This window comes from Aminobacter aminovorans (assembly GCF_900445235.1).
Classification (GTDB): domain Bacteria; phylum Pseudomonadota; class Alphaproteobacteria; order Rhizobiales; family Rhizobiaceae; genus Aminobacter; species Aminobacter aminovorans.
Genome location: NZ_UFSM01000001.1, coordinates 3277366 through 3296781, shown reverse-complemented (window position 1 = coordinate 3296781; position 19416 = coordinate 3277366). Strand labels below are relative to the sequence as shown.

20 protein-coding genes and 1 tRNA gene are annotated in these 19416 nt (G+C 60.6%); 5 read left to right on the top strand and 16 right to left on the bottom strand.

Annotation, left to right across the window (positions count from 1 at the left end; genetic code table 11):
- Nucleotides 1-65: 65 nt before the first annotated feature.
- The 8 genes from DY201_RS16185 to DY201_RS28760 all read right to left on the bottom strand — a co-directional run bounded on the left by DY201_RS16185 (nucleotide 66) and on the right by DY201_RS28760 (nucleotide 8264).
- On the bottom strand, nucleotides 66-884 hold the full coding sequence (locus tag DY201_RS16185; protein WP_115732088.1) for an MBL fold metallo-hydrolase: 819 nt from the start codon (nucleotides 882-884) through the stop codon (nucleotides 66-68).
- Nucleotides 885-888: 4 nt separating this feature from the next.
- Complete coding sequence (locus DY201_RS16180; protein WP_115732087.1) at nucleotides 889-1671, bottom strand: TatD family hydrolase; 783 nt, start codon at nucleotides 1669-1671, stop codon at nucleotides 889-891.
- Nucleotides 1672-1682: 11 nt separating this feature from the next.
- The gene (gene metG / locus DY201_RS16175) at nucleotides 1683-3224 is read right to left on the bottom strand and encodes a methionine--tRNA ligase (protein ID WP_115732086.1); all 1542 of its coding nucleotides are present in this window, start codon (nucleotides 3222-3224) and stop codon (nucleotides 1683-1685) included.
- 86 nt (nucleotides 3225-3310) lie between these two features.
- Nucleotides 3311-4366 (bottom strand): DNA polymerase III subunit delta', encoded by a 1056-nt coding sequence (locus DY201_RS16170; RefSeq protein WP_115732085.1) that lies wholly within the window; start codon nucleotides 4364-4366, stop codon nucleotides 3311-3313.
- Nucleotides 4363-5034 (bottom strand): dTMP kinase, encoded by a 672-nt coding sequence (tmk, locus tag DY201_RS16165; protein ID WP_115732084.1) that lies wholly within the window; start codon nucleotides 5032-5034, stop codon nucleotides 4363-4365. Before tmk ends, DY201_RS16170 begins: the two co-directional genes overlap by 4 nt.
- Nucleotides 5035-5147: 113 nt before the next feature.
- A complete protein-coding gene (locus DY201_RS16160; protein WP_245432133.1) occupies nucleotides 5148-6281 on the bottom strand; it encodes a D-alanyl-D-alanine carboxypeptidase family protein in 1134 nt (377 codons plus the stop codon).
- 154 nt (nucleotides 6282-6435) lie between these two features.
- Nucleotides 6436-7734, bottom strand: coding sequence for a septal ring lytic transglycosylase RlpA family protein (locus tag DY201_RS16155; protein ID WP_115732082.1), 1299 nt, complete (start codon nucleotides 7732-7734; stop codon nucleotides 6436-6438).
- 320 nt (nucleotides 7735-8054) lie between these two features.
- Nucleotides 8055-8264 (bottom strand): hypothetical protein, encoded by a 210-nt coding sequence (locus tag DY201_RS28760; protein ID WP_131922269.1) that lies wholly within the window; start codon nucleotides 8262-8264, stop codon nucleotides 8055-8057.
- A 141-nt stretch (nucleotides 8265-8405) separates the two neighbouring features.
- On the opposite strand from DY201_RS28760, the gene DY201_RS16150 reads away from it, so the two are divergent.
- The 3 genes from DY201_RS16150 to DY201_RS16140 all read left to right on the top strand — a co-directional run bounded on the left by DY201_RS16150 (nucleotide 8406) and on the right by DY201_RS16140 (nucleotide 9736).
- Nucleotides 8406-8495, top strand: a tRNA-Ser gene (locus DY201_RS16150).
- Nucleotides 8496-9212: 717 nt separating this feature from the next.
- Nucleotides 9213-9494: a hypothetical protein gene (locus DY201_RS16145; RefSeq protein ID WP_115732081.1), complete on the top strand. Its 282-nt coding sequence runs from the start codon at nucleotides 9213-9215 to the stop codon at nucleotides 9492-9494.
- Nucleotides 9495-9502: 8 nt separating this feature from the next.
- On the top strand, nucleotides 9503-9736 hold the full coding sequence (locus DY201_RS16140) for a hypothetical protein (RefSeq protein WP_115732080.1): 234 nt from the start codon (nucleotides 9503-9505) through the stop codon (nucleotides 9734-9736).
- On the opposite strand, the gene DY201_RS16135 is transcribed toward DY201_RS16140, so the two are convergent.
- Nucleotides 9733-10077, bottom strand: coding sequence for a hypothetical protein (locus DY201_RS16135; RefSeq protein WP_131922271.1), 345 nt, complete (start codon nucleotides 10075-10077; stop codon nucleotides 9733-9735). The genes DY201_RS16140 and DY201_RS16135 overlap by 4 nt on opposite strands.
- 201 nt (nucleotides 10078-10278) lie before the next feature.
- On the opposite strand from DY201_RS16135, the gene DY201_RS16130 reads away from it, so the two are divergent.
- Nucleotides 10279-11148: a P63C domain-containing protein gene (locus DY201_RS16130; RefSeq protein WP_165915859.1), complete on the top strand. Its 870-nt coding sequence runs from the start codon at nucleotides 10279-10281 to the stop codon at nucleotides 11146-11148.
- A gap of 61 nt (nucleotides 11149-11209) precedes the next feature.
- On the opposite strand, the gene dgt is transcribed toward DY201_RS16130, so the two are convergent.
- On the bottom strand, nucleotides 11210-12703 hold the full coding sequence (dgt, locus tag DY201_RS16125) for a dGTP triphosphohydrolase (protein ID WP_115733828.1): 1494 nt from the start codon (nucleotides 12701-12703) through the stop codon (nucleotides 11210-11212).
- Between the two features lie 570 nt (nucleotides 12704-13273).
- Here dgt and DY201_RS16120 point away from each other — a divergent pair.
- Nucleotides 13274-13678, top strand: coding sequence for a hypothetical protein (locus DY201_RS16120; protein ID WP_131922276.1), 405 nt, complete (start codon nucleotides 13274-13276; stop codon nucleotides 13676-13678).
- Here the strand turns inward: DY201_RS16120 and DY201_RS16115 are convergent.
- From DY201_RS16115 to DY201_RS16090, 6 genes are read right to left on the bottom strand one after another with little or no spacing between them, the layout of a single operon-like run.
- Complete coding sequence (locus DY201_RS16115; RefSeq protein WP_115732076.1) at nucleotides 13675-13947, bottom strand: hypothetical protein; 273 nt, start codon at nucleotides 13945-13947, stop codon at nucleotides 13675-13677. The genes DY201_RS16120 and DY201_RS16115 overlap by 4 nt on opposite strands.
- Nucleotides 13944-14189: a hypothetical protein gene (locus DY201_RS16110; protein ID WP_245432018.1), complete on the bottom strand. Its 246-nt coding sequence runs from the start codon at nucleotides 14187-14189 to the stop codon at nucleotides 13944-13946. The genes DY201_RS16115 and DY201_RS16110 overlap by 4 nt, the downstream gene beginning before the upstream one ends.
- 37 nt (nucleotides 14190-14226) lie before the next feature.
- Nucleotides 14227-15309, bottom strand: a complete 1083-nt coding sequence (locus DY201_RS16105; RefSeq protein ID WP_131922278.1) for a hypothetical protein — start codon at nucleotides 15307-15309, stop codon at nucleotides 14227-14229.
- A complete protein-coding gene (locus DY201_RS16100) occupies nucleotides 15306-15611 on the bottom strand; it encodes a hypothetical protein (RefSeq protein ID WP_115732073.1) in 306 nt (101 codons plus the stop codon). Before DY201_RS16100 ends, DY201_RS16105 begins: the two co-directional genes overlap by 4 nt.
- Nucleotides 15611-18913: a phage tail length tape measure family protein gene (locus DY201_RS16095; RefSeq protein WP_115732072.1), complete on the bottom strand. Its 3303-nt coding sequence runs from the start codon at nucleotides 18911-18913 to the stop codon at nucleotides 15611-15613. The genes DY201_RS16100 and DY201_RS16095 overlap by 1 nt, the downstream gene beginning before the upstream one ends.
- The gene (locus DY201_RS16090) at nucleotides 18906-19331 is read right to left on the bottom strand and encodes a hypothetical protein (RefSeq protein WP_131922280.1); all 426 of its coding nucleotides are present in this window, start codon (nucleotides 19329-19331) and stop codon (nucleotides 18906-18908) included. Before DY201_RS16090 ends, DY201_RS16095 begins: the two co-directional genes overlap by 8 nt.
- Nucleotides 19332-19416 lie beyond the last annotated feature (85 nt).

Below are 19416 nucleotides of genomic sequence, written 5' to 3'. Positions count from 1 at the left end.
GTCCTCGTAGAGTCCAGTCAGCCTTGGCGGGCCAAGCGGACGCCGGAATGCATCAAGCATTCGGCTTATCGCGCTGAAGGGTAAGGCATTTCGATCGTCATGCCGTCATAGGCAGGCTCGACATGCGCCGGCGTGGCTTCCTGGACGGCAGCGTAGTCCAGCGGCACATGCATATGCGTCAGTACGGCCTTGCTCGGCTTGAGCCTCACGATCCACTCCAGCGCCTCAGAAAGCGACAGATGGCTGACGTGCTGCCTGTGCTGTAAGGCATCGACGACCAGAAGCTCCAGGCCCGTCATCAATGCCGCCGTGGGCTCCGGAAAATCGCTGACGTCTGAACAATATGCCAGCGGCCCGACGCGGAAGCCGAGCGAAACGATGTCGCCATGGATCTGCGGTAGCGGCAGAAAGGTGAGGGCACCCCCCTCTCCCGTTACGACGAACGGTTGATCGTGCGCGATGATATGCGGCCGCACGATCGGCGGATATGAGCTTCCCGGCGGTGTTTCGATGCAGTAGCCGAAGGCCTGTTTCAGCCTGTCGAGCGTGAAATCGTCGGCCCAGATGTCGACAAGGCTGCGGCGCTCGAGCACGTAGCCTCTGAGATCGTCGATGCCATGGATATGGTCGGCATGCGGATGCGTGTAGACCACGCCGTCGATGTGGCGGACGCCGGCGGCCAGCATCTGGGCGCGAAAGTCCGGCCCCGTGTCGATGACGACGCGTGTCACGCCGGCATCGGAAATGCGCTCGACCATGGCAGCCGCGCGCGTCCGCCTGTTCTTCGGATTTGTCGGGTCGCAAGCGCCCCAGTCGCCGGTTATGCGCGGCGTGCCTGGCGACGAGCCGCAGCCCAGAATGGTGAGGCGCAGCACGTCGGCCATGGCGTCAGGCTGGCCTCGGCATCTTGGTGAACAGCCGGAAGAAGTTGGCTGTGGTGATGTCGGCGATTTCAGCTGCGCTGACGCCGATCGTTTCGGCCAGCACGGCGGCCGTCTGCGCCACGAAGGCCGGCTCGTTGCGCTTGCCGCGGTGCGGCGGCGGCGCAAGATAGGGCGCATCGGTTTCGACCAGCAGACGGTCGCGGGGAACGTCCTTGGCGATCTCGCGCAGCTCGGCCGAGTTTTTGAACGTCAGAATGCCGGAGAACGAGACATAGCCGCCAAGCTCGACGCCGATGCGCGCCAGTTCGGCCCCTGACGAGAAGCAGTGCAGGATGAAGGGGAAGGCACCCTTCCCTGTTTCCTCCTTGAGGATGTCAGCCATGTCGTCATCAGCGTTGCGAGCGTGGATGACCAGCGGCAATCCGGTTTCTCGGGACGCTGCGATATGGACGCGCAACCCTTGCGCCTGCGCGTCGCGCGGCGCCTTGTCGTAGAAATAGTCGAGGCCGGCCTCGCCGATCGCCACGACTTTCGGGTGCGCTGCCAGCCGGACCAGATCTGCGGTCGTCACGTCGAGTTCTTCGGCAGCGTTGTGCGGATGAGTACCGACGGAGCAGAAGACCTCGTCGAACGCCTCAGCAATCGCAAGGATTTGCTCGAAGCGCTTGACGCGTGTCGAGATCGTGACCATGCGCTCGACGCCCGCCGCCTTGGCGCGCGCGATGATATCAGCGCGCTCCTCGGCAAAATCGGGGAAGTCGAGATGGCAATGACTGTCGACCAACATTTCTGCCAGCCTCAGCTTTCCGCTGCCTGTTCGACATAGCGCGGGAACACCGGCTGGGGAGCCGGCAGAGCCGCACCCGAGACCAGCGCATGCGCCGCGCCGACATGGACGAAGTCGCGGTCAGTGGCAGCAAGCAGGTCGAGCAGCTTGGCTGCCGAGGTCGGAATGAACGGCTGGCACATGATGCCGACGCGGCGGATCACCTCGGCGGTGGTCCAAAGCACCGTTTCCATGCGCGCCGGGTCGGTCTTCTTCAGCGCCCAAGGCTCCTGTGCCGCGAAATAGCGATTGGCCTCGGCAACGACGGCGAAGATCGCGGCAAGGGCGTGGTGGATGCCCTGCTCCGCCATCGCCTTGCGCGCCGTCGCCAATGCGGCCACGGCCTGGTCGAGGATCGCCTTGTCGGCATCAGTCAGTTCGCCACGTTGCGGCACCACGCCATTGCAGTTCTTGGCGATCATCGACAGAGACCGCTGCGCCAGATTGCCGAGATCGTTGGCGAGGTCGGCATTGGTGCGGTTGACGATTGCCTCATGGCTGTAGCTGCCGTCCTGGCCGAACGGAACCTCGCGCAGCAGGAAGTAGCGCACCTGGTCGAGGCCGTAGTGTTCGACCATGGTGAATGGATCGACGACGTTGCCGAGCGACTTCGACATCTTCTCGCCGCGGTTGAACAGGAAGCCGTGGCCGAACACCCTCTTCGGCAACTCGATGCCGGCTGACATCAGGAAAGCCGGCCAGTAGACGGCGTGAAAGCGCACGATGTCCTTGCCGATGATGTGCACGGCGGGCCAGTAGGTCCACTTTTCGGCGCTTGTATCGGGATAGCCAAGGGCGGTGATGTAGTTGGTCAATGCGTCGACCCAGACATACATCACGTGCTTGTCGTCGCCGGGCACCGGGACGCCCCAGTCGAAGGTCGTGCGCGAGATCGACAGGTCCTTCAGGCCCGAACGGACGAAGCTCGCCACCTCGTTGCGGCGCTCGTTGGGGCCGATGAAATCGGGCTGGTTGTCGTAGAGCGCCAGCAGCTTGTCCTGATAGGCTGACAGGCGGAAGAAATAGCTTTCTTCCTCGACCCATTCGACCGGCGTGCCCTGCGGTCCGTAGCGCACATTGTCGGGACGGACCTCGGTTTCTTCCTCGCCATAATAGGCTTCGTCACGCACCGAATACCAGCCGGCATAGCTGCTCTTGTAGATGTCGCCCCGCTCCGCCATCGCCTTCCAGATAGCCTGGGAGGCAGCGTAGTGACGCTCTTCCGTGGTGCGGATGAAGTCGTCGTTCGACGCGTTCAGAAGCGTTGCCATCTTCTTGAATTCGTTCGAATTACGATCTGCCAGTTCGCGCGCCGTTATGCCTTCGCGATTGGCCGTCTGCAGCATCTTGATGCCGTGCTCGTCGGTGCCGGTGAGGAAGAACACATCCTTGCCGTCATGGCGCTGGAAACGTGCAAGCGCGTCGGTGGCGATCAGCTCGTAGGCGTGGCCGATATGCGGCTTGCCGTTCGGATATGAGATCGCCGTCGTGATGTAGAATTTTTCGCGGGACATGGGTGAACCGTCATGAATGTCGGATTGAAAGGGTCGCGGTCAGATAACGCATCGGCATGGCGTTTGCCATCCGGCTCGGACGAGCGTCACATTCGCAATGCGGCATTCAAGCGGTCGATCATGGCCAGGACGTGTTGTTTCTTGTCGAGATTGTAGGTCTCGGTCTCGGATATCGCGTTTTGCGCGTCGTGCCAAGCATCGGACAAGGCGTTCGCCCGCGAAAGATCGGAGTTGCGCGCCGCGTCTGTCGCCGTATCGGACAAAAGGTCGAGGGCGCGGCGATTGAAGACGTCGAACTGGATGGCGCTGTCCCTGCCTGCCACCGCATCGGCAAGCTTGTGCGAAGCGGCGATGTCGTTGCGTCCCGCGTACACGATCTTGTCCAGCGCTTCGGCAATCTCCAGGCCGCCATATTGGGTGAGCAGAATTGCTGCACGCACGCTTCCCCCTGCCCGTTGCACCAGTGCGGTGCGCGCCTCGGGCTCGTCAGGGGCCGGCTGATCGGTGCCGGCAAGGGCCGCCAGCAGCGCGTCGTCGTCGAGCGGGGTCAGTCGAATGGTCTGGCAACGCGACCGGATCGTCGGTAGCAGGCTGCCGGGTGCATGCACGATCAGGATGAACAGCGTGCGTGCCGGCGGCTCCTCGAGATTCTTGAGCAGCGCGTTGGCGGCATTGGTGTTCATGTCGTCGGCCGGATCGACGATGACCACGCGATAGGCGCCATCATGCGAGGTCATGGACAGGAAACGCGACACCTTGCGGATCTCGTCGACCGTCACGACCGACTTGAAGCCCTTGGTCTTGTCGTTCTGCGGGCGCGTCAGATGCAACACGGAAGGATGCGCGCCGGTGGCGACCTGGCGGAACAGTCCCGACCGCGGATCTGGATCAGCCAGATCTTCCGGCGCACTGCGATAGTCTGGATAACGCAGCAAATGATTGGCGAGATGAAAGGCCAGCGTTGCCTTGCCGATGCCGACCGGTCCGGCGAGGATCAGGGCGTGTGGCAGCTTGCCCGAGCGATAGGCTGATGTCAGCATCGCGATCGCCTGTTCGTGGCCAAACAGATGCGGGTTTTCGGACGGCTCGGGGATGCCGTCGAGCGTGTCGTGCTGTTCGGGGGCAATGCGTTCGAACATCAGGCGTCAGCCCTCGCCCGGCTGCCGGCTGTAGCACGCGCCTCTAGGGCTGCGAAGACGGCGTCGGTGATCGAATGCTCGACCTCTTCCTGATCCTTCGATGCGTCGATCAGGATGCATCGCTCAGGTTCGTTCTCGGCAATCGCCAGATAGGCATCGCGCCGGCGCTGGTGGATCTCGACGGTCTCCTTCTCGAAGCGGTCTGCCACATCCTGCCCGCGCCTGGCAGTGGCGCGCCGCAAGCCTTCGGTCGGGTCGAGATCCAGGATAAGCGTCATGTCAGGCATCATGCCATTGATCGCCACGCGCTCGACCGCCGCCATGAAGTCGGGATCGAGGTCGCCTGTTACGCCTTGGTAGACGCGCGACGAATCGAGGAAGCGATCACACAGCACGATGGCGCCACGTTCGACGGCCGGGCGGATCACCTGCTCGACATGGTCGGAGCGGGCGGCGGCAAACAGCAGTGCTTCCATTTCCGGTCCGAATGGTTCCGCAGCACCTGACAACAACACGTGGCGCACCGCTTCCGCACCGGGCGAGCCCCCGGGCTCACGCGTGACCACGATGTCATAGCGCTTGTCGCGCAGCTTGCCGGCCAGGCGCTCGATCTGTGTCGACTTGCCTGCCCCCTCGCCGCCTTCGAATGTGATGAAGAAGCCGCGCGCCAATCCAATGCCTTTCTGTCCGCTGCATCGCACGTCATGCCGTACGAACGGCCTCACGGCATATCTTATGTAGGTGCCGAAGCTCTAGCGTCGAGAGCAGCAAAGGTCCACCCGAACTATCTGAGCCAGCCGACCGCGAGTTCTTTGACCGCGTCGAGTGCGCGGCTCTGCAGCGAACCGACGTCGACCGCCTCGGCGGCGTAAAGCGGCGTTTCCTGGCTCAGCGTGTCGCCGATCCAGACCTTGAGCGAGCCGATCGGCGTTCCCTGCGCGATCGGCGCTGCGACCGGGCCATCATAGACGATGCGGGCAACGAGCCGTTCGCGATTGGTGATCGGCAAAAACAGCGAAATCGGCTTCTGCGCCACCAGCGCGACATGCGACTTGGTGCCGCCAAACACCTGCGCCTCGCCGACAGTCTCGTTGGCGGCAAATATCTCCGACATCTCGAAGGAGCGCATGCCCCAGTCGAGCAGCTTGCGGGCTTCTTCGGAACGCTCGCGGTCACTGGCAAGACCGGCCATGGCGGCAAACAGCCGTCTGCCGTCGCGATTGACCGAGCCGACGATGGCAAAGCCCTCGCCTTCGGTGAAGCCGGCCGCCATGCCGTCGGCGCCGATGTCCATGGTGATCAACGGGTTGCGGTTGCGCTGCAGGATCTTGTTCCAGTTGAACTCCGGCAGGCTGTAGTAGCGGTAGAATTCGGGATAGGTGCGCCAGATATGCAGGCCGAGCGTGGCAAGCTCGCGCACCGTGGTTGTCTGGCCGGGCGCAGGCAAGCCGGTCGAATTGACGAATGTCGACTTCTCCAAGCCGATTTCGCGGGCACGTTCGGTCATCTGCAGCGCGAAATTGGCCTCCGAGCCGGCCATGCCTTCGGCAAGCACGATGCAGCCGTCATTGGCGAGCTGCACGGTGACGCCTTGGATCAGGTCCTCGATGCGGATCTGCGATCTGACCGCTGCAAACATCGTCGAGGCACGCGATGCGGCACCGCCGGTACGCCAGGCATTCTCGCTCACGGCAAACGTATCGTCGAGCTTGTAGCGGCCGGACTTGATGGCGTTGAAAACAACTTCCATGGTCATCAGCTTGGCCAGCGAGGCCGGCGCCATCGGCTTGTCGGGCTCTTTCGAAAACAGCACCGTGCCGGTTTCGGCATCGATCATGTAGGCCTGGCTCGCCTTGGTTTCGAAAAGCTGGGCGTGCGCCTGTCCTGCGAAAGCAAGCGCTGCAAGCAGGCCGATCATCAAGCTGAGCGGCGCGGATAGTCTGAAATTCATGAGAGATACTGCCCCGTTCGGCCCCGTTCCGGTCGAGCGTCCTGAGCCTATCAGTCTTCGATCGCCGGGATCAACCGTGGCTGGGCAGATAGCCACAGTTCCTCTTTCGCGAAATCTTGCCTTAATCGTGAACCGCAAATGCGTCGGGCGCGCCGTGCGACCAGGCTGCCTTCAGCATGGCGTCGATCGAGGTCTTTCCATCGGGATAGAGGTCGACCGAATACCAGGTCTTGCCTTCGAAATCGGACTGCTCGACCAGGGTGCGGCCATAGGCCGAGAGTGCCTTGGCAACACGCTGGGCTTCCGCGCTGTCCGCAAAGGTGCCGGCAGCGACATAGGCGTCCAGCTCCTGCTCGGCGCGCGGGCCCGGATTGAGGCGCTTCCAGGAATCGACGATGTCGCTCGACGTCATCGACTTGCCCGACAAGGCATTAAAGGCGCGGGTCGCAGCACTCTCGCTTTCACTGGCATAGCCCATGGTGGCGAGCGCCACGCGGGTTTGCGGTACCATCATGCCATCCGGACGTTCCGGCGCGATCGGCCCGAAATCCGGCAGCACGACATCGATGATACCCTGGCCTTGCGCTGCCATCACAGGCTGTTCGTACTGGACCGCCTGCGCCGCAAGCGTGTTGGCCGGCGCACTGGCCTGCTGGATGACGGCAGGTGCCGCATTGTTGGTCATCGTGCCAGGGAAGGCTGCCGCCTGCCCCACGCTGACGCGCGGCGTCGGACCGTTCATGGCAATCATCACGCCAGTCGGCAGACCGTCATTGATCGGGTCGGTCATGCCCTTGCCTGGACGGTAGGATGCCAGCAGATACTGGTCGTCGCGGCCATCGAGCGGCGCACGGCCGACATATTCGACCTTCACATTGGCCGTGCCGCTATGGGCATAGTCGAGCATCTCGGCGGCACGCTTGGACAGATCGATGACACGATCGTTCGAATAAGGCCCGCGATCGTTGATACGAACGATCACCGACGAGCCGTTCTTGGTGTTGGTGACACGCGCATAGCTGGGCAGCGGCATCGTCGGATGGGCCGCGGTCAAATGCGTCATGTCGTAGATTTCGCCATTTGCGGTCAGCCGACCGTGGAAGGCATCGCCGTACCATGAGGCCGGCCCCATCGCGGCGTAGTTCTTGTCTTCTTTCGGATAGTACCACTTGCCGCGCACCTTGTAGGGCTTGCCGGTCTGGTCGCGGCCGCCGCCGCGCGGCAGGTTCGACATCGCTGTCGTCACGCGCGGACTTGCCTTCACACCATATTCGGACTCGGCAAAATACTCCTTGGAGCGCTTCTTGCTGGCGACGGAGGTTGGCTTCTGGGAGGCACAGCCGGCAATGAAAACCGCCGTCGCAGCGAGAATGCTGACCGTGGCTGCGCGCCTGAAACGCGTCCGCGTCGAGTTCTGCATTTTCAAGAAGTCCCCTACCAGTCTACTCCAGCACCGCTAAACGATCGCGGCGCCGTTACGCATAAGTGGAGTTCGCTCGCGCACGTATCCCCAGTCCCCTATGTGCGCAGCTAATGCTTGCCAGCCTATTAATCGACTGTGGTGCGAAACAGGCGAGATTGTGGCGCAATTGCGGCGCCTGCCCTCGGGGAATTTTACTTCAACCAAGTTCGCCGTGGCAGAACAAGTGCAGCGTCGCAGCGTAAGAAAGCTATTATTTTCAGGTCAGTATGACAAGAAACATAACAAGAAGATAATCCACGCCGACGGCTTAAGCGGCCTCATTGGCGGTTGGTGTTTCCGATGGCAGGGAAACTGGCAACCACCTTCACGCCGGGTTTGTTGTCTTCCAGCGTCATCGAAGCGCCGTGCAGATCGGCGATTGCGCGCGCCAGGCTCAGCCCGCCAGGCTTGCGGCGCAGTGTTGCCAACGGTTCGCCGAAGCCGGATGCGCCACTTGCCGCCCAATGACGATGTTGGGCGTTTCTCATCTTGTTTAAGATTCGCGGCGTTGACGGCGAGCTAGGGAAAGCTATAAACGCGGCACTCGTGACCAGATGGTTGCAAGCCCAGCGCGCAAGCCGATCCGATCTTATCGGACCAGGCAAATAGCACAGCGGCTGCAATGGTTTGGAGAGATGGCCGAGTGGTTTAAGGCAACGGTCTTGAAAACCGTCGAGGGCGCAAGTTCTCCGTGGGTTCGAATCCCACTCTCTCCGCCAGATTTTTCACCTATCAGGCTGATAAATATGCAAAAAATAGGGAAGCTAACGAAGCTTCCCCATTTTCTTCCCTACTTTGAGTCTTGCCTACATGGCGTCCGGCATGCTGGATCTCAGCTCAACTGGCGCACTACCCCAAGCCTGAAACCCGGAGCGATATCGTCGCGCTCCTCCCAGGTCTGGAGGTGATAGCTGTCCCCGCATCGGTAGACGTGCGAGCCGCGCAAATGCTGCTGCCTGGGCGCGGCAGCGTTGACGATTGGTCCTGGCCTGTCAGAGGCGGAGGAGGCGGTTAGTAGGCCAAGGACGGAAGGTCGGGTGGTTGTCATGGTGATTTGCTCGCGAACTGCCGGCTTTCGAAGGCCGGGTGCCAGCGGACAGCGCTGGCGCCGGGAAGTTCGAAACATGTCGCGAAACATGCGCCACAGCCTTTCCCCGAAGGGTCTTGTATAACCGCGGCCTTCCCGGCATAGTGGTGCCGGTCACGCCCACGGCTGGGCGCGTCACATTTTTCGGAGCGACTAGGCCGGCAAGCCCGAGCGTTCCTATCGCGATTGCAGCGCAAAACCCCGGCAAGGGTCCGCTGCGAGAGTTTCGAAGCTCCGCGACCACGATGCCTTCAAATCATCAACAGTTCAAGCATTCCCCTTCCGGGGGAATAGCTTGTGTTCATACCTGTCTCGGGCAATCCTTCGGTTCTGATTCAAGGGGAGCGTAATGGACGTCACCGTAAGGATTTGTTTTCGAAACAAGGACGGCTTGATTGAGGATGGAGCAGAAGACTTCGACTTGTCGACCTTCGGTGGCTTTCTGCCCTCCATTGGCGACAAAATTGTCGATCCAGGTGTTCTTAGCGGAATGAACCGAAGCGATCCTTCGAACCGCGAGATATGGACTGTTGTGGAGCGGGTCTTCAACCCGAAAGACAACAGCGAGTATGTCGCGTTGGTGGTAGAGGCGCGCGTCCCTAACGCTAAGGAACGGGCGTTGCTGCCCTAGGGGGTGACATGGAGCTTTCAGATGCTGAGCGTGAGTTGCTGAAGGAGGCGCCCGCTGAGGCTTGGCAGACCGTTCCCTTGCGGCCTTACATAGACCTCATCAAAGCGCTTGATCGGCTTGAAAACGCCAAGCTCATCCGCACCCAGCGGGTGCAGGTCGACACAACCGAGACTGAGGAGAAAATCAGGCTCCAGTGGCGTCTGACAGATTCCGGTCGCAAAGTTCGCGCTCGGTCGTCCTAGTCTTCTCGAGAAACATCGCGAGACCACTTGAAGACGGGGCGAATTCTAGTGCGGCGCTTTTTGACCGGTTTATCCGGTATCATCTCGGTGACGCCATAGTAATCGTCATGTGCCATCTTGCGCGCAAGGGCCTCGATGATCCTGGCGATCTCGGGTTCCAAGCCCGTTGGTGGCGGGATGACCAAGCGCTTTCTCTTACCCATCGGATTCGATTTGTCCTGGATGTCCCGGTTTTCGGCCGAGTTCGACCCGTAACACCCAATAAAATACAGCGCGACGTCCTGCAAGCAAGCATTCATGTGGATTGAAATTTGGCATGCTTGCTGAACAGAAGCAAGCATGCCATTTTTCGCCACAAGCAAGCATCAGAAGGTGATTCGATGTCTCATCAGTCAAAAGGCGGTCGGGCGCGCGCTAAGTCACTAACATCAGAACAACGTCGAGAAATAGCTCAACGTGCGGCCCAAGCACGATGGACCCGATTGTCGGACCAAGGTGATATCCCGAGGGCCAGCCATCAGGGTGTTCTCCCGATCGGTGACGTGGACATTGAGGTATATCGTCTGTTCGACGGCCGGCGCTTGATAGCCAAGAGCGCGATGGCGAAGGCACTGACCTTGAAATCAGAAGGGGGAAACGCCTTTCTCCGCACGGTGACACGGAAAGGGGTACGATCCGCAATCGATGAAAAGTTGTGGGATAAGATCGAGAATCCTATATCTTTCAGATACTTGGATACCGATCCAGACTCTGTGGTTGGAACGGCCGATGGGTACGAGGCAACCACGCTGATTGAGGTGTGTGACGCTTTAATTCAAGCGCGCAATGACAAGCGTCTCGCACCGTCGCAAGCCTTTCTGGCGGTCCAAGCAGAAATCATAGTCCGATCAGCTGCAAAACTAGGGATTGTAGCCCTAGTGGACGCAGCGACCGGCTACATTGAGGATGTCCATCGAACCGAATACCTGCGGCTTTGGCAGGAGTTTGTCTCAGAGGAGTTTCGGCAGTGGGAGAAGGAGTTCCCTGATCAATTCGCTGACATGATCTACAAATTGTACAAGCTGAAACGCCGAGCGCAGCGGTCGTTTAAACACCCGCAATTCTTCGGCTGGTTCACTCGCAAATACATCTATCACCCCCTAGCAAACAGCAATGGTGCCATCCTAGAGATGCTCGATGAGGCCAACCCAGTTGTATATGGCGGCGGAGGGCGTCGATACAAATTGCACCAATTTCTTGCCGATCAGGTCGGCTTGCCAGCACTTCGTCAGCATCTGTGGCAGGTGATCGGCATTGGCAACGCTTCACGCGATAAGACCGATTTTGATAGATCGTTCTATCGTGCATTCCCCCAAGCGATCCCAAAAGAGGATCCTAACCAGTTTGATTTCTTCGAGGTACTAGAGGCCTAGAGGTCCAAACGATCATTGGGCTCCCAGCCACACGTCGTCCCTCGCCAGCAATTTTCCCGCCTTAGTGCGGCTTCCAGATAGTGATTGGGTTCTCACTAGTGATTCGCGCGTACATCTCGACACAATATCGGTCGCTCATGCCAGCGATGTAATCGCACACGACACGCGCCTGCCATGCTTCGTTATCCATTGCCTCGTACAGCTCGCGCCAGTCGGCAGGCAACAGATTTCGATCCGCCATGAAGCATTCAAAGAGTGTTCGGATAATCTGATCGCCTCGTTTTTCTGCGATCTTCAGCATTGGCGACACGATAAGCAGTTCGAAAGCGAAATGCTTAAGAGTTTCGACTCGCTTGAAAGTGTCCACATCGAGTTGGACTTTGGACATCGACGGGGAACTCAAATTTGGACTGACCTTCACGCCGCGAATAAAGCGGCCGACCAAATCGGAAGTAAACGATGTGCGGAGATAACCCTTTTCAACCAGGGCTTGCGATCCTGCGGATGTATGTGCGGCAATCAGAAACGAAAGTTCGGTCGCGGTGACAGGCCTGGACAACGCCTGTGCAGTTTTGACGTCTAGCCCTAAGAGCGGCTTGAAGAGTTCGCCTAGGATATCATTCACGTTAGACACATCGAAGGCCATCTCGGCAGTCGACAGGCCCTCCAGTTTGGATCCCAGGTTCTCTCGCACTTTCGAAGCGATACGCTCTTTGAAATCGTCGTCCTTCGAGATCATCGCGAGAGGCGACAGGAAATTCGCCTTGAATGCATCCTCGATATCGTATGTTGAATATGCAATATCGTCGGCAACGTCCATTATGTGGCATTCGATCGTCTTGAATGGTTCGGCATAACCCGGGGCAACGTGAGCCTTGATGCGCTCGACCAACCTCCCTTCAGACGCATAGTATCCTTTAACTGGCTTCTTCTCAGACCCCTGCCCTTCGCGGCCCGTCTTACTTTCAGGGATCATACGGTCATACTTCAGGATCGACGCGAGCGTTCGATAGGTTAGGTTTAGACCAAGTCGCAGATCTGCAAAGGTAGCCGGGTCGACCGGTCGCGGCGTCTGCGAAACGCTTGGAAATTCCGTAGTTATCTTTTTCTCAATTCGAGCGATTAGCCGGAGCGTCTGAGCATTTCCTTCGAATCCGCCGTAGCGAAGCATCAGCCTGTCGAGTGTGGCTTCGCCGTTATGCCCAAACGGCGGGTGTCCAATGTCGTGCGCTAGCCCGGCGAACTCGACCATATCCAGATTCACGGGGTTCTTCTTAAAGAAGTCGTCAGTGCTGTTGATGCGGATTGCGATCGATTTCGCGATCTGCGCGACTTCCAAGGAGTGTGTCAGCCGGTTGCGAAAGAAATCGCTTTCGTGAGATGGAAAAAGCTGGGTCTTTCCTTGCAGACGCCTAAACGACGGACAATGGATCAGGCGGGCGTAGTCGCGTCGTGCCTGATCTCGATATTTCTCGACGCCGAGTGTGGCGCTCGGCCGTATCGCCGTTTCTCTTTCCCAGTCACCCTTTGCGTATAGTTTTGTCCTTGCCGGCATGCCCCCCACCTCGGCCCTCAGACGATATAAAGCGTCCATCCTTTGCTGACACTGATATCGTCATTTCCCCCTTCGACGCACTGATCCGAACAGTCGAGACCGATGACAATCGCTCCGACGCATAGGAACGCGCCCCATGCAGACCAGCAGAATCTACAGATGTCGCTTGCTTAGCCATCACTGCTCTCCCTGTTCGACTCCGTGCGTGTCCACTGTATGCGGTTGTTGGTATATAAATAGTCTTGACACCCCCGATCGTCCAAAAAAATCAATCGGATTCGTTAGCGTTCGAACTGCGCACGAACTTCCCTCGCTATCGCCATGCATTGGCGCGCCGTATCGTAGTTGAGGCCAGACCGCTCGCGGACCCACGGCCCGAATATGCCCGTGAGGAAGCATTGCCTTGACCTCGAGGAGCCGTCGACCAATAGCCAGCTTCTGCTCCGAGGTACGACGGCCGTTTGGCACAAAGGCCGGGCGGCCCTTATCGCGCTCGCTTGCATTTGCCTTGGCTACATGCCTCCCGGAGCACTCACGTTTCGTGAGCGTGCGCTCGCGGAGCGTCCGAATATGGAGATACAGCATTCCAACCAACGCTTCTCGTTGACGCACGGTCCCCGAGAGCTCGTTGGCGAACGCCATGTAGGGCCCGAAGGGGAGCTGATCGAAGAGCTCGAGGAAGGCGCCGGCGTCGGCCTCGATGAGGTTGGCGCATGCCAAGGCGAGATCCGAAACAGCCCAAAGGCCAACCTCGTCGATAAGGGCGGAGTGCCCCCTGCCCTCGGCAAGGACACAAAGCACGATCCTTGCATGGGCTTCGCCGTGTCGATCGACGATACGCCGGATCGTGGCAACCGCTCTGGTCTGGCCGGGTTGGGGGTAGCGGTGCCCATGGATGATCTCGATGTCAAACTCGTCGCAGAGGGCTTTAACTCGCGCATCGCAGGAACGAACTTCGGGCCTCATATGCGCTAGAGCTTCTCAGCATCCGAAAAGAACTCGTCGACCCGAGCGGCATCGAACCCGAGCGCCGAGAATCCAGACTGCAGCATGGCGTCGGCCCGATCGAAAGTCTTGCTCTCGCGATATGCGATCTGAACAAGCCTGGGCTGCGCGGCAACCCATGCTTCGACCTGGTCCAGTATCTCGTCGAGCTCGAGCTGCATCTTGAACTGGCGCGAAGAGACCCGCTCAGGGATAGCAGGCGGCGGTGCAGGGCGGATGGAAATGACGGGGGCGGTCATTGATCTCCCTCCTGGGCGGCCTGGACGGCAACGATAGCCTGCATCTCCGCAATCCATGACTCGGCACCGATTCCGTAGCCGTCGGGTTGGCTGAAATCGGCGGTCCAGAGCTCCCGTTGCGAACGGTCTTCGGGGATATCAGTCGCCGCCACGATCCTGTAGGGCACACCTGCAGGAACATCCTTGCGGGCGATCTCCTCGATAGGAAGCGCGGCCCTTTCGGCGGGGATGACAACAGCCACACCATCGCCAAGTGGATAGATTATTCGTTGCATGGGTCTAATCCCCGAATCCGGCGACATGGAAGGTGTCACAGTCCAGCGCCGTGTTGTTGACGGCGCGTGTGCGAATGTTCGCAGTAGTCGTGGTAAGCGTAATTTGCTGCAAGAGGCCAAGGTTGTAAGCGCCAGCCCCGGCGTCGTCTCTGCCACTGCCCACCATAACATAGTTGGCATTGGCGAAGGCCGTCGTAAAGTTGATCGTATAGTCGCCGACGCCGTTGTCGGTGATCGACGTGACATTGAAGCTGTCGCGGATGGCAACCGTACCATCACCATTGAAGTTGACCCAAGCTTTCGCCATACCTTGATGGCTTCCCATCGTGGATACGGATGGTGCGCGGGCCGTGTCGGTTCCGGTGGCCACCTCCGCGGCGGTGGCGAGCTCCACCAAACCCGCGAGGGTCGTGGACGCGCCGAGGGCAGCTAAGTTGGACGGCGTGAGCGCCCGCACCGCATCTGCTTTGGCGATTGCCTCGGCATCAGTCGCCAGTTCGACAACGCCAGGCGACGTCAAAGTCGCCGACGGCTCATTCACCAAGACCCATGCGCCGGCACCAGCATTGGCAGCTGTATCGTAATTGGCGGTGTATCGAACGCCATCGAGAATATCACCGGCGACAAGGGCAACATCAGCTCCCGCAGCCATCTTGCGGATCGCCTTGGCGCCAATGTTGGAAACGTTCATGGTCACGGCGGCGCTGTTACTCGATGCAGCCTCGAATGTGAGGACGTCCATATCGGCATAAGCTGTCATCGCAACTGCCGGGGTCAACGTCAGGGCGTTCGCCGTGCCGCCGGCGAGCGGAAATCGTTCTTTCTCGCCGGGGTTAATCGGCCAGGCTCGGTCAGTGCTGCTGTCGACGGCGAACATCGTGATCCAGGATGTCCCGTCGTAAATCTTGTAGAGCCAGAGCGGATCGAGAGCGTCATCGAGCCATACAAGGCCGGTGACAACGTAGCTCGGCGCCGTCGGACCTTTGTGGCTGCTGTGGAGAGCATCGCGAAACGCCATCAAGTCGGTCGCTAGAGCGGAACCGCTCTTGGCGGTGGGATTGATGGTACCGAAATCAGATTGGCTCACTGCAGTCGTTCCTTTTTGAAGAGGGGCGCGAACTCGGGCTCGTCTCGTCGATCGAGGAACACCACCCAAGGCGATTGCCTAGCGAATTCGATAACAGCGTCGCGAAGGCTGGCCGTCCCGGCCTCCGTGGTGGTCCATACCCGCTGATCGATGTCGAAGGTTGCGACTTCGATCCAGCCATTGGCGCGAAGGACGCGAACACGCCACAACGGCTCATCGAGATCCGATATCCAGACCGCGTTGTAGATGTCCTGTTTGGGATACGGCGACAGGAACGCGCATGGAAACGGGGATATCGTCATCACCGCCTCTTCAGGGCTTCGCGAGCCCCGTACTGGGTCCGCAGAACTGAGTTCGCAGCGGTACCTCGGCGTGACAGCTTATCGGCGACGACGCGGTCCACGACGATGTCGATCGAGGTCGTCCCATCGGCTTCCTCCCTTGCTTCGGCTTGCACCGACGCACCTCCGAGGTTGTTGATGTTGATGTTGACCTTGTTGCCGCCGCCGACGACCTGCCGGGCGTGCGCGAACGACTTGAAGACAGGTTCGCCGCGCCGAAGAATCGCGGGGACCTCGTCGGGGCCAAGCCCGGCACCGGGGGTGCCGTTGTGGTACCGCGGTGCCCCGTTGAAGATGCGTGGATCGACGCCGGCGCGGAAGCGGGTCGCACAGCCGGCGACGCCGCCGTCATGGAACAAGCCCCAGGATCCCGACAGGATATCGGCCGTTGCCAGCGGGGAGATCCCGCCCATGAAGCTGAAGGCGCCACCGGCGCCGCCGAACATACCAGCCAGGTTCTGGAACCATGACGACCCACCGCCCTGTGCCGAGGCCATGAAGGTCTGGATCTGTTGCGACAGACCGGCGAGGCTGCCAGCCGCCTGTTGCAAGCCCTGCGTCGCATTCGCTCCTGCGGATCCGAGCTTGCCGATACCTCCTGTCGCTTTGTCAGCGGTGCCGCCGAGCTTGTCGAGCTGGGCGTTGAACTTGTCGACATAGACGGAACCAGACGTGCCAAGAACATCCTTGGCGCCGGCCCCACCGCTGAGCGGCTTGCCCGTAAACCACACCGACGCGGCGTCCTGTGGGTTCCCATACTTCGACAGCGATTTTCCGAAGTAGTGATCGAATACCGAGTCCTGAGCGCGCGGGTCCGCGAGAAACTGGCTTGGCGTCATCGAGTTGCCGAGAGCCTGCTTCGTCCACGACGGAATGTTGGCGCCCATGACCTGATAGGCGCCGTATGCCCTGTCACCTTTCGTCCAGGGACCCAGAGCCGAATATCCACCGCTGCCAGCACTCTCGATCGCCGAGATCGCCTGCCGGAAGATGGACATGTCTTGGTTCGAGTTCGCCGGCGAGAACAACCTGGAAACATTGGAACCCGAGGTGACGTCGCGCAGCGCACCCCAAGGATCAGCGCCGGAGCTGCCACCTGAGTTTCCACCGAGGCCGATGGCGCCAAGAATCGCACCGACGATGCCGGAACCCGATCCGCCGCCGGTGGCACCCCCGACAAGCGAGTTCACGATCGACTTGACGAGGTTATCGAGCACCTTGTCGAGGACACGGTTCAGCGCGTTGAGGATCGCGTTCCCGAGCGCCTTCCCGAAGGAGTCGCCCTGCATCAAGCCGGCCAGGAAATCGTCGAAGAATCCACGGATGCCGGCGCGGAGCTCTTCGATCCGCTGGTTTTCGCGGATCGCCCGCGCGATATCGGAATTGAGGTCTACCGGCAGCCCGGCGCCGCGAAGCCGGGACGCAATGCTCTGGTCGCCGGCGGACCGGAAAAGCTGGTCGCGTTCGAATTGGACCTCGCGCAGCAGGTTGGTCCGCGCGATCTCTTCGGCGTAGCGGCCGTATTCGGCAGCCTTCTGCTTGATGAGGTCGATCTCTTTCTGGTCGGCCTCGATGCCATTCCGGGCGGCTTCCTCCCGCAGTTTCGAGGTCAGATCGTACTCCATGCGGAGCCGGGCGACCTCGCCGACGGTCTGGCCGATGAGACCGAGTTCGAGCTGCTGTGACGCCAGCGTTTCTTCGAGAGACCTCGCACGATCGCGGCGCGCCTCGGCAAGCGCCTTTTCGGCCTCGGCCAAGGCGAGCTTGCCGGCGATATCGATCCGATCGGCGCGAGCCGCTGCGCTTTCGTTGTCGTTGTACTGGGCCCCGGCGGCGGAACGAGCAGCTGCGGCCTTTTCGGCCGGCGACCTCGCCAGCAAGCTCTCAAGCTGGGCTTGAGCAGCGGCACGACGGCGAGCCGCCGCAATGGCCTCCTGGGCTTCGAACAGGGCGAGGTTGCCCATATCGTCGCGATTGGTCTGACCGCGCGACAACAGCATCCCGTTGGGGCCGCGATCGTTGAAGAGCCGCTTCAACTCCCGGTCGGCGGCCTGGATGGCTTCGGCGAGATCCTTGAACGGCGCCAATGCCGCGATGGCATCGGCTGCAATTGCCTTGATGCCGGCGTTCGATGAGGTCTGGCCGATCTCTTCGAGATGCTTGATGAGCCCGAGCACATCGGGCCGGCCCTGTATCGTAGCCTTCTGCAAGGCTTCGAAGTCGATCTGCAGGGTCTTGAAGAGTGTGGTGCCTCTGAACTCGCGGGCACCGAGACCGGTGAGGTCCATGTTCTTGTTGATCGCGGCCGTCACGGCTTCGCCGATGTCGCCGCCGCCGAACATCGTGGTCTTGTTGGCGTCACGGAGCCGCTTCACCAGCTCGGCGAGGTTGTTTTCGAGTCCGAAGGTGACGGCCCCGGTGCTCTCGCGGCCGTACTTGCTGCGCTCGTCGGCGGCTTCGCCCCAGAGATCTCGGACGCGGCCAATGGCCTTCTCGTGTTCCTTGAGGACGTCGTCGAGTGATTTCGTCTCCGCCTTCGACTTCGAGAAATACTGGATCGCTGCGGCAGCGGCGCCGACGAGACCAATGGTGATCAGCGAAACCGGGCTGACAATCGACAGCAGGGCGGCACCGAGGGTGCGTGCCGCGCCAGCGGCGCCCTGCTGGCCCAGAACGGCGGAAAGCTGGGTGCCCTGCTGCAACGCGATCTGCAGGGGCGACATCCCCATAGCCGAAGTGACCGCGATGTCCTGGAACTGGGCCGCAACGTTCGAGGTGTTGAACTGGTTGACGCTGCCACGCCTGTTCTGATTGGCGGCGATGACGGGGGTATCCGCCATCGTGGAATTCAGGCGCTGCTGGGCTTGCCTGACCGCGTCGATATCCACGATCTGCTTCTGGCGCAGCGCTGAGATCACGCGAGCAGCATCCTGCTGTGACGTCACCCCGCGTTTTACCGCGGAATCGGCGGTCAGCATCGCCCTGTTGAGTTCGCGAGCTGCGGCGACCTCGGCCCGCGTCACCGGATCGATCGAGGCGCGGAGACGATCCCATGAAGCCGCAACACGGCCGATCGAGGCCGACTGGACCATGAGCATGTCGGTGGCCTTGCCGGCGCCGGCGGCGAGCTTGGCCTCACGGTCCATCAATCGGTCGACAGCGGCCTGGGCGACAGCCATGGCCCGGACATAGTCCGCCGAGCCTGCGGCCGAACCGCGAGCATCAATCGTAATTTCGGTTACGACCCGGTTTGTTTCAGCCACCTTGGCGCTCCGGGAAAGGGCTGAAAATCGTGTTTGACCACTGCAACGGCTCCAACACCGGCGCCGGTTCACGCTCGAAGATGGTCGATGCTGCGCCGCGCAGCAGGTCGCGGGCCTCACGCTTACGGTGGGCTTCGAAGAGTTCCCGGATGCGACAGACAACCCCTAGATGGGCAGCTAGAGCGTCCTGCGTGCCCTCGAGAGCGCGGGCCGCCTTATTGTTGTTCTCGCGCAGCGTGTCGACGCTGCTTTGCAAGTATTCGACTGCGTCAGCGAGCTTGAGGGCGTGCTCTGCGATCTCCGCCGGCGTCATTCTGGAATGCGCAAATGCCAGCGTGTCGCGCGCCGATGGCTTTAAAGCGGGGCCTCCCGCCCCAATCGCGTCGCAGGAACTCGGCCGATCCTGAATATCAGTCAATGTCGCCACCTTGGAAGAGATGAGCCCGGCACGCCAGGAGGGACACGTGCCGGGCCCGCCGATCGCGCAGCAAGGTGAAGGGCCG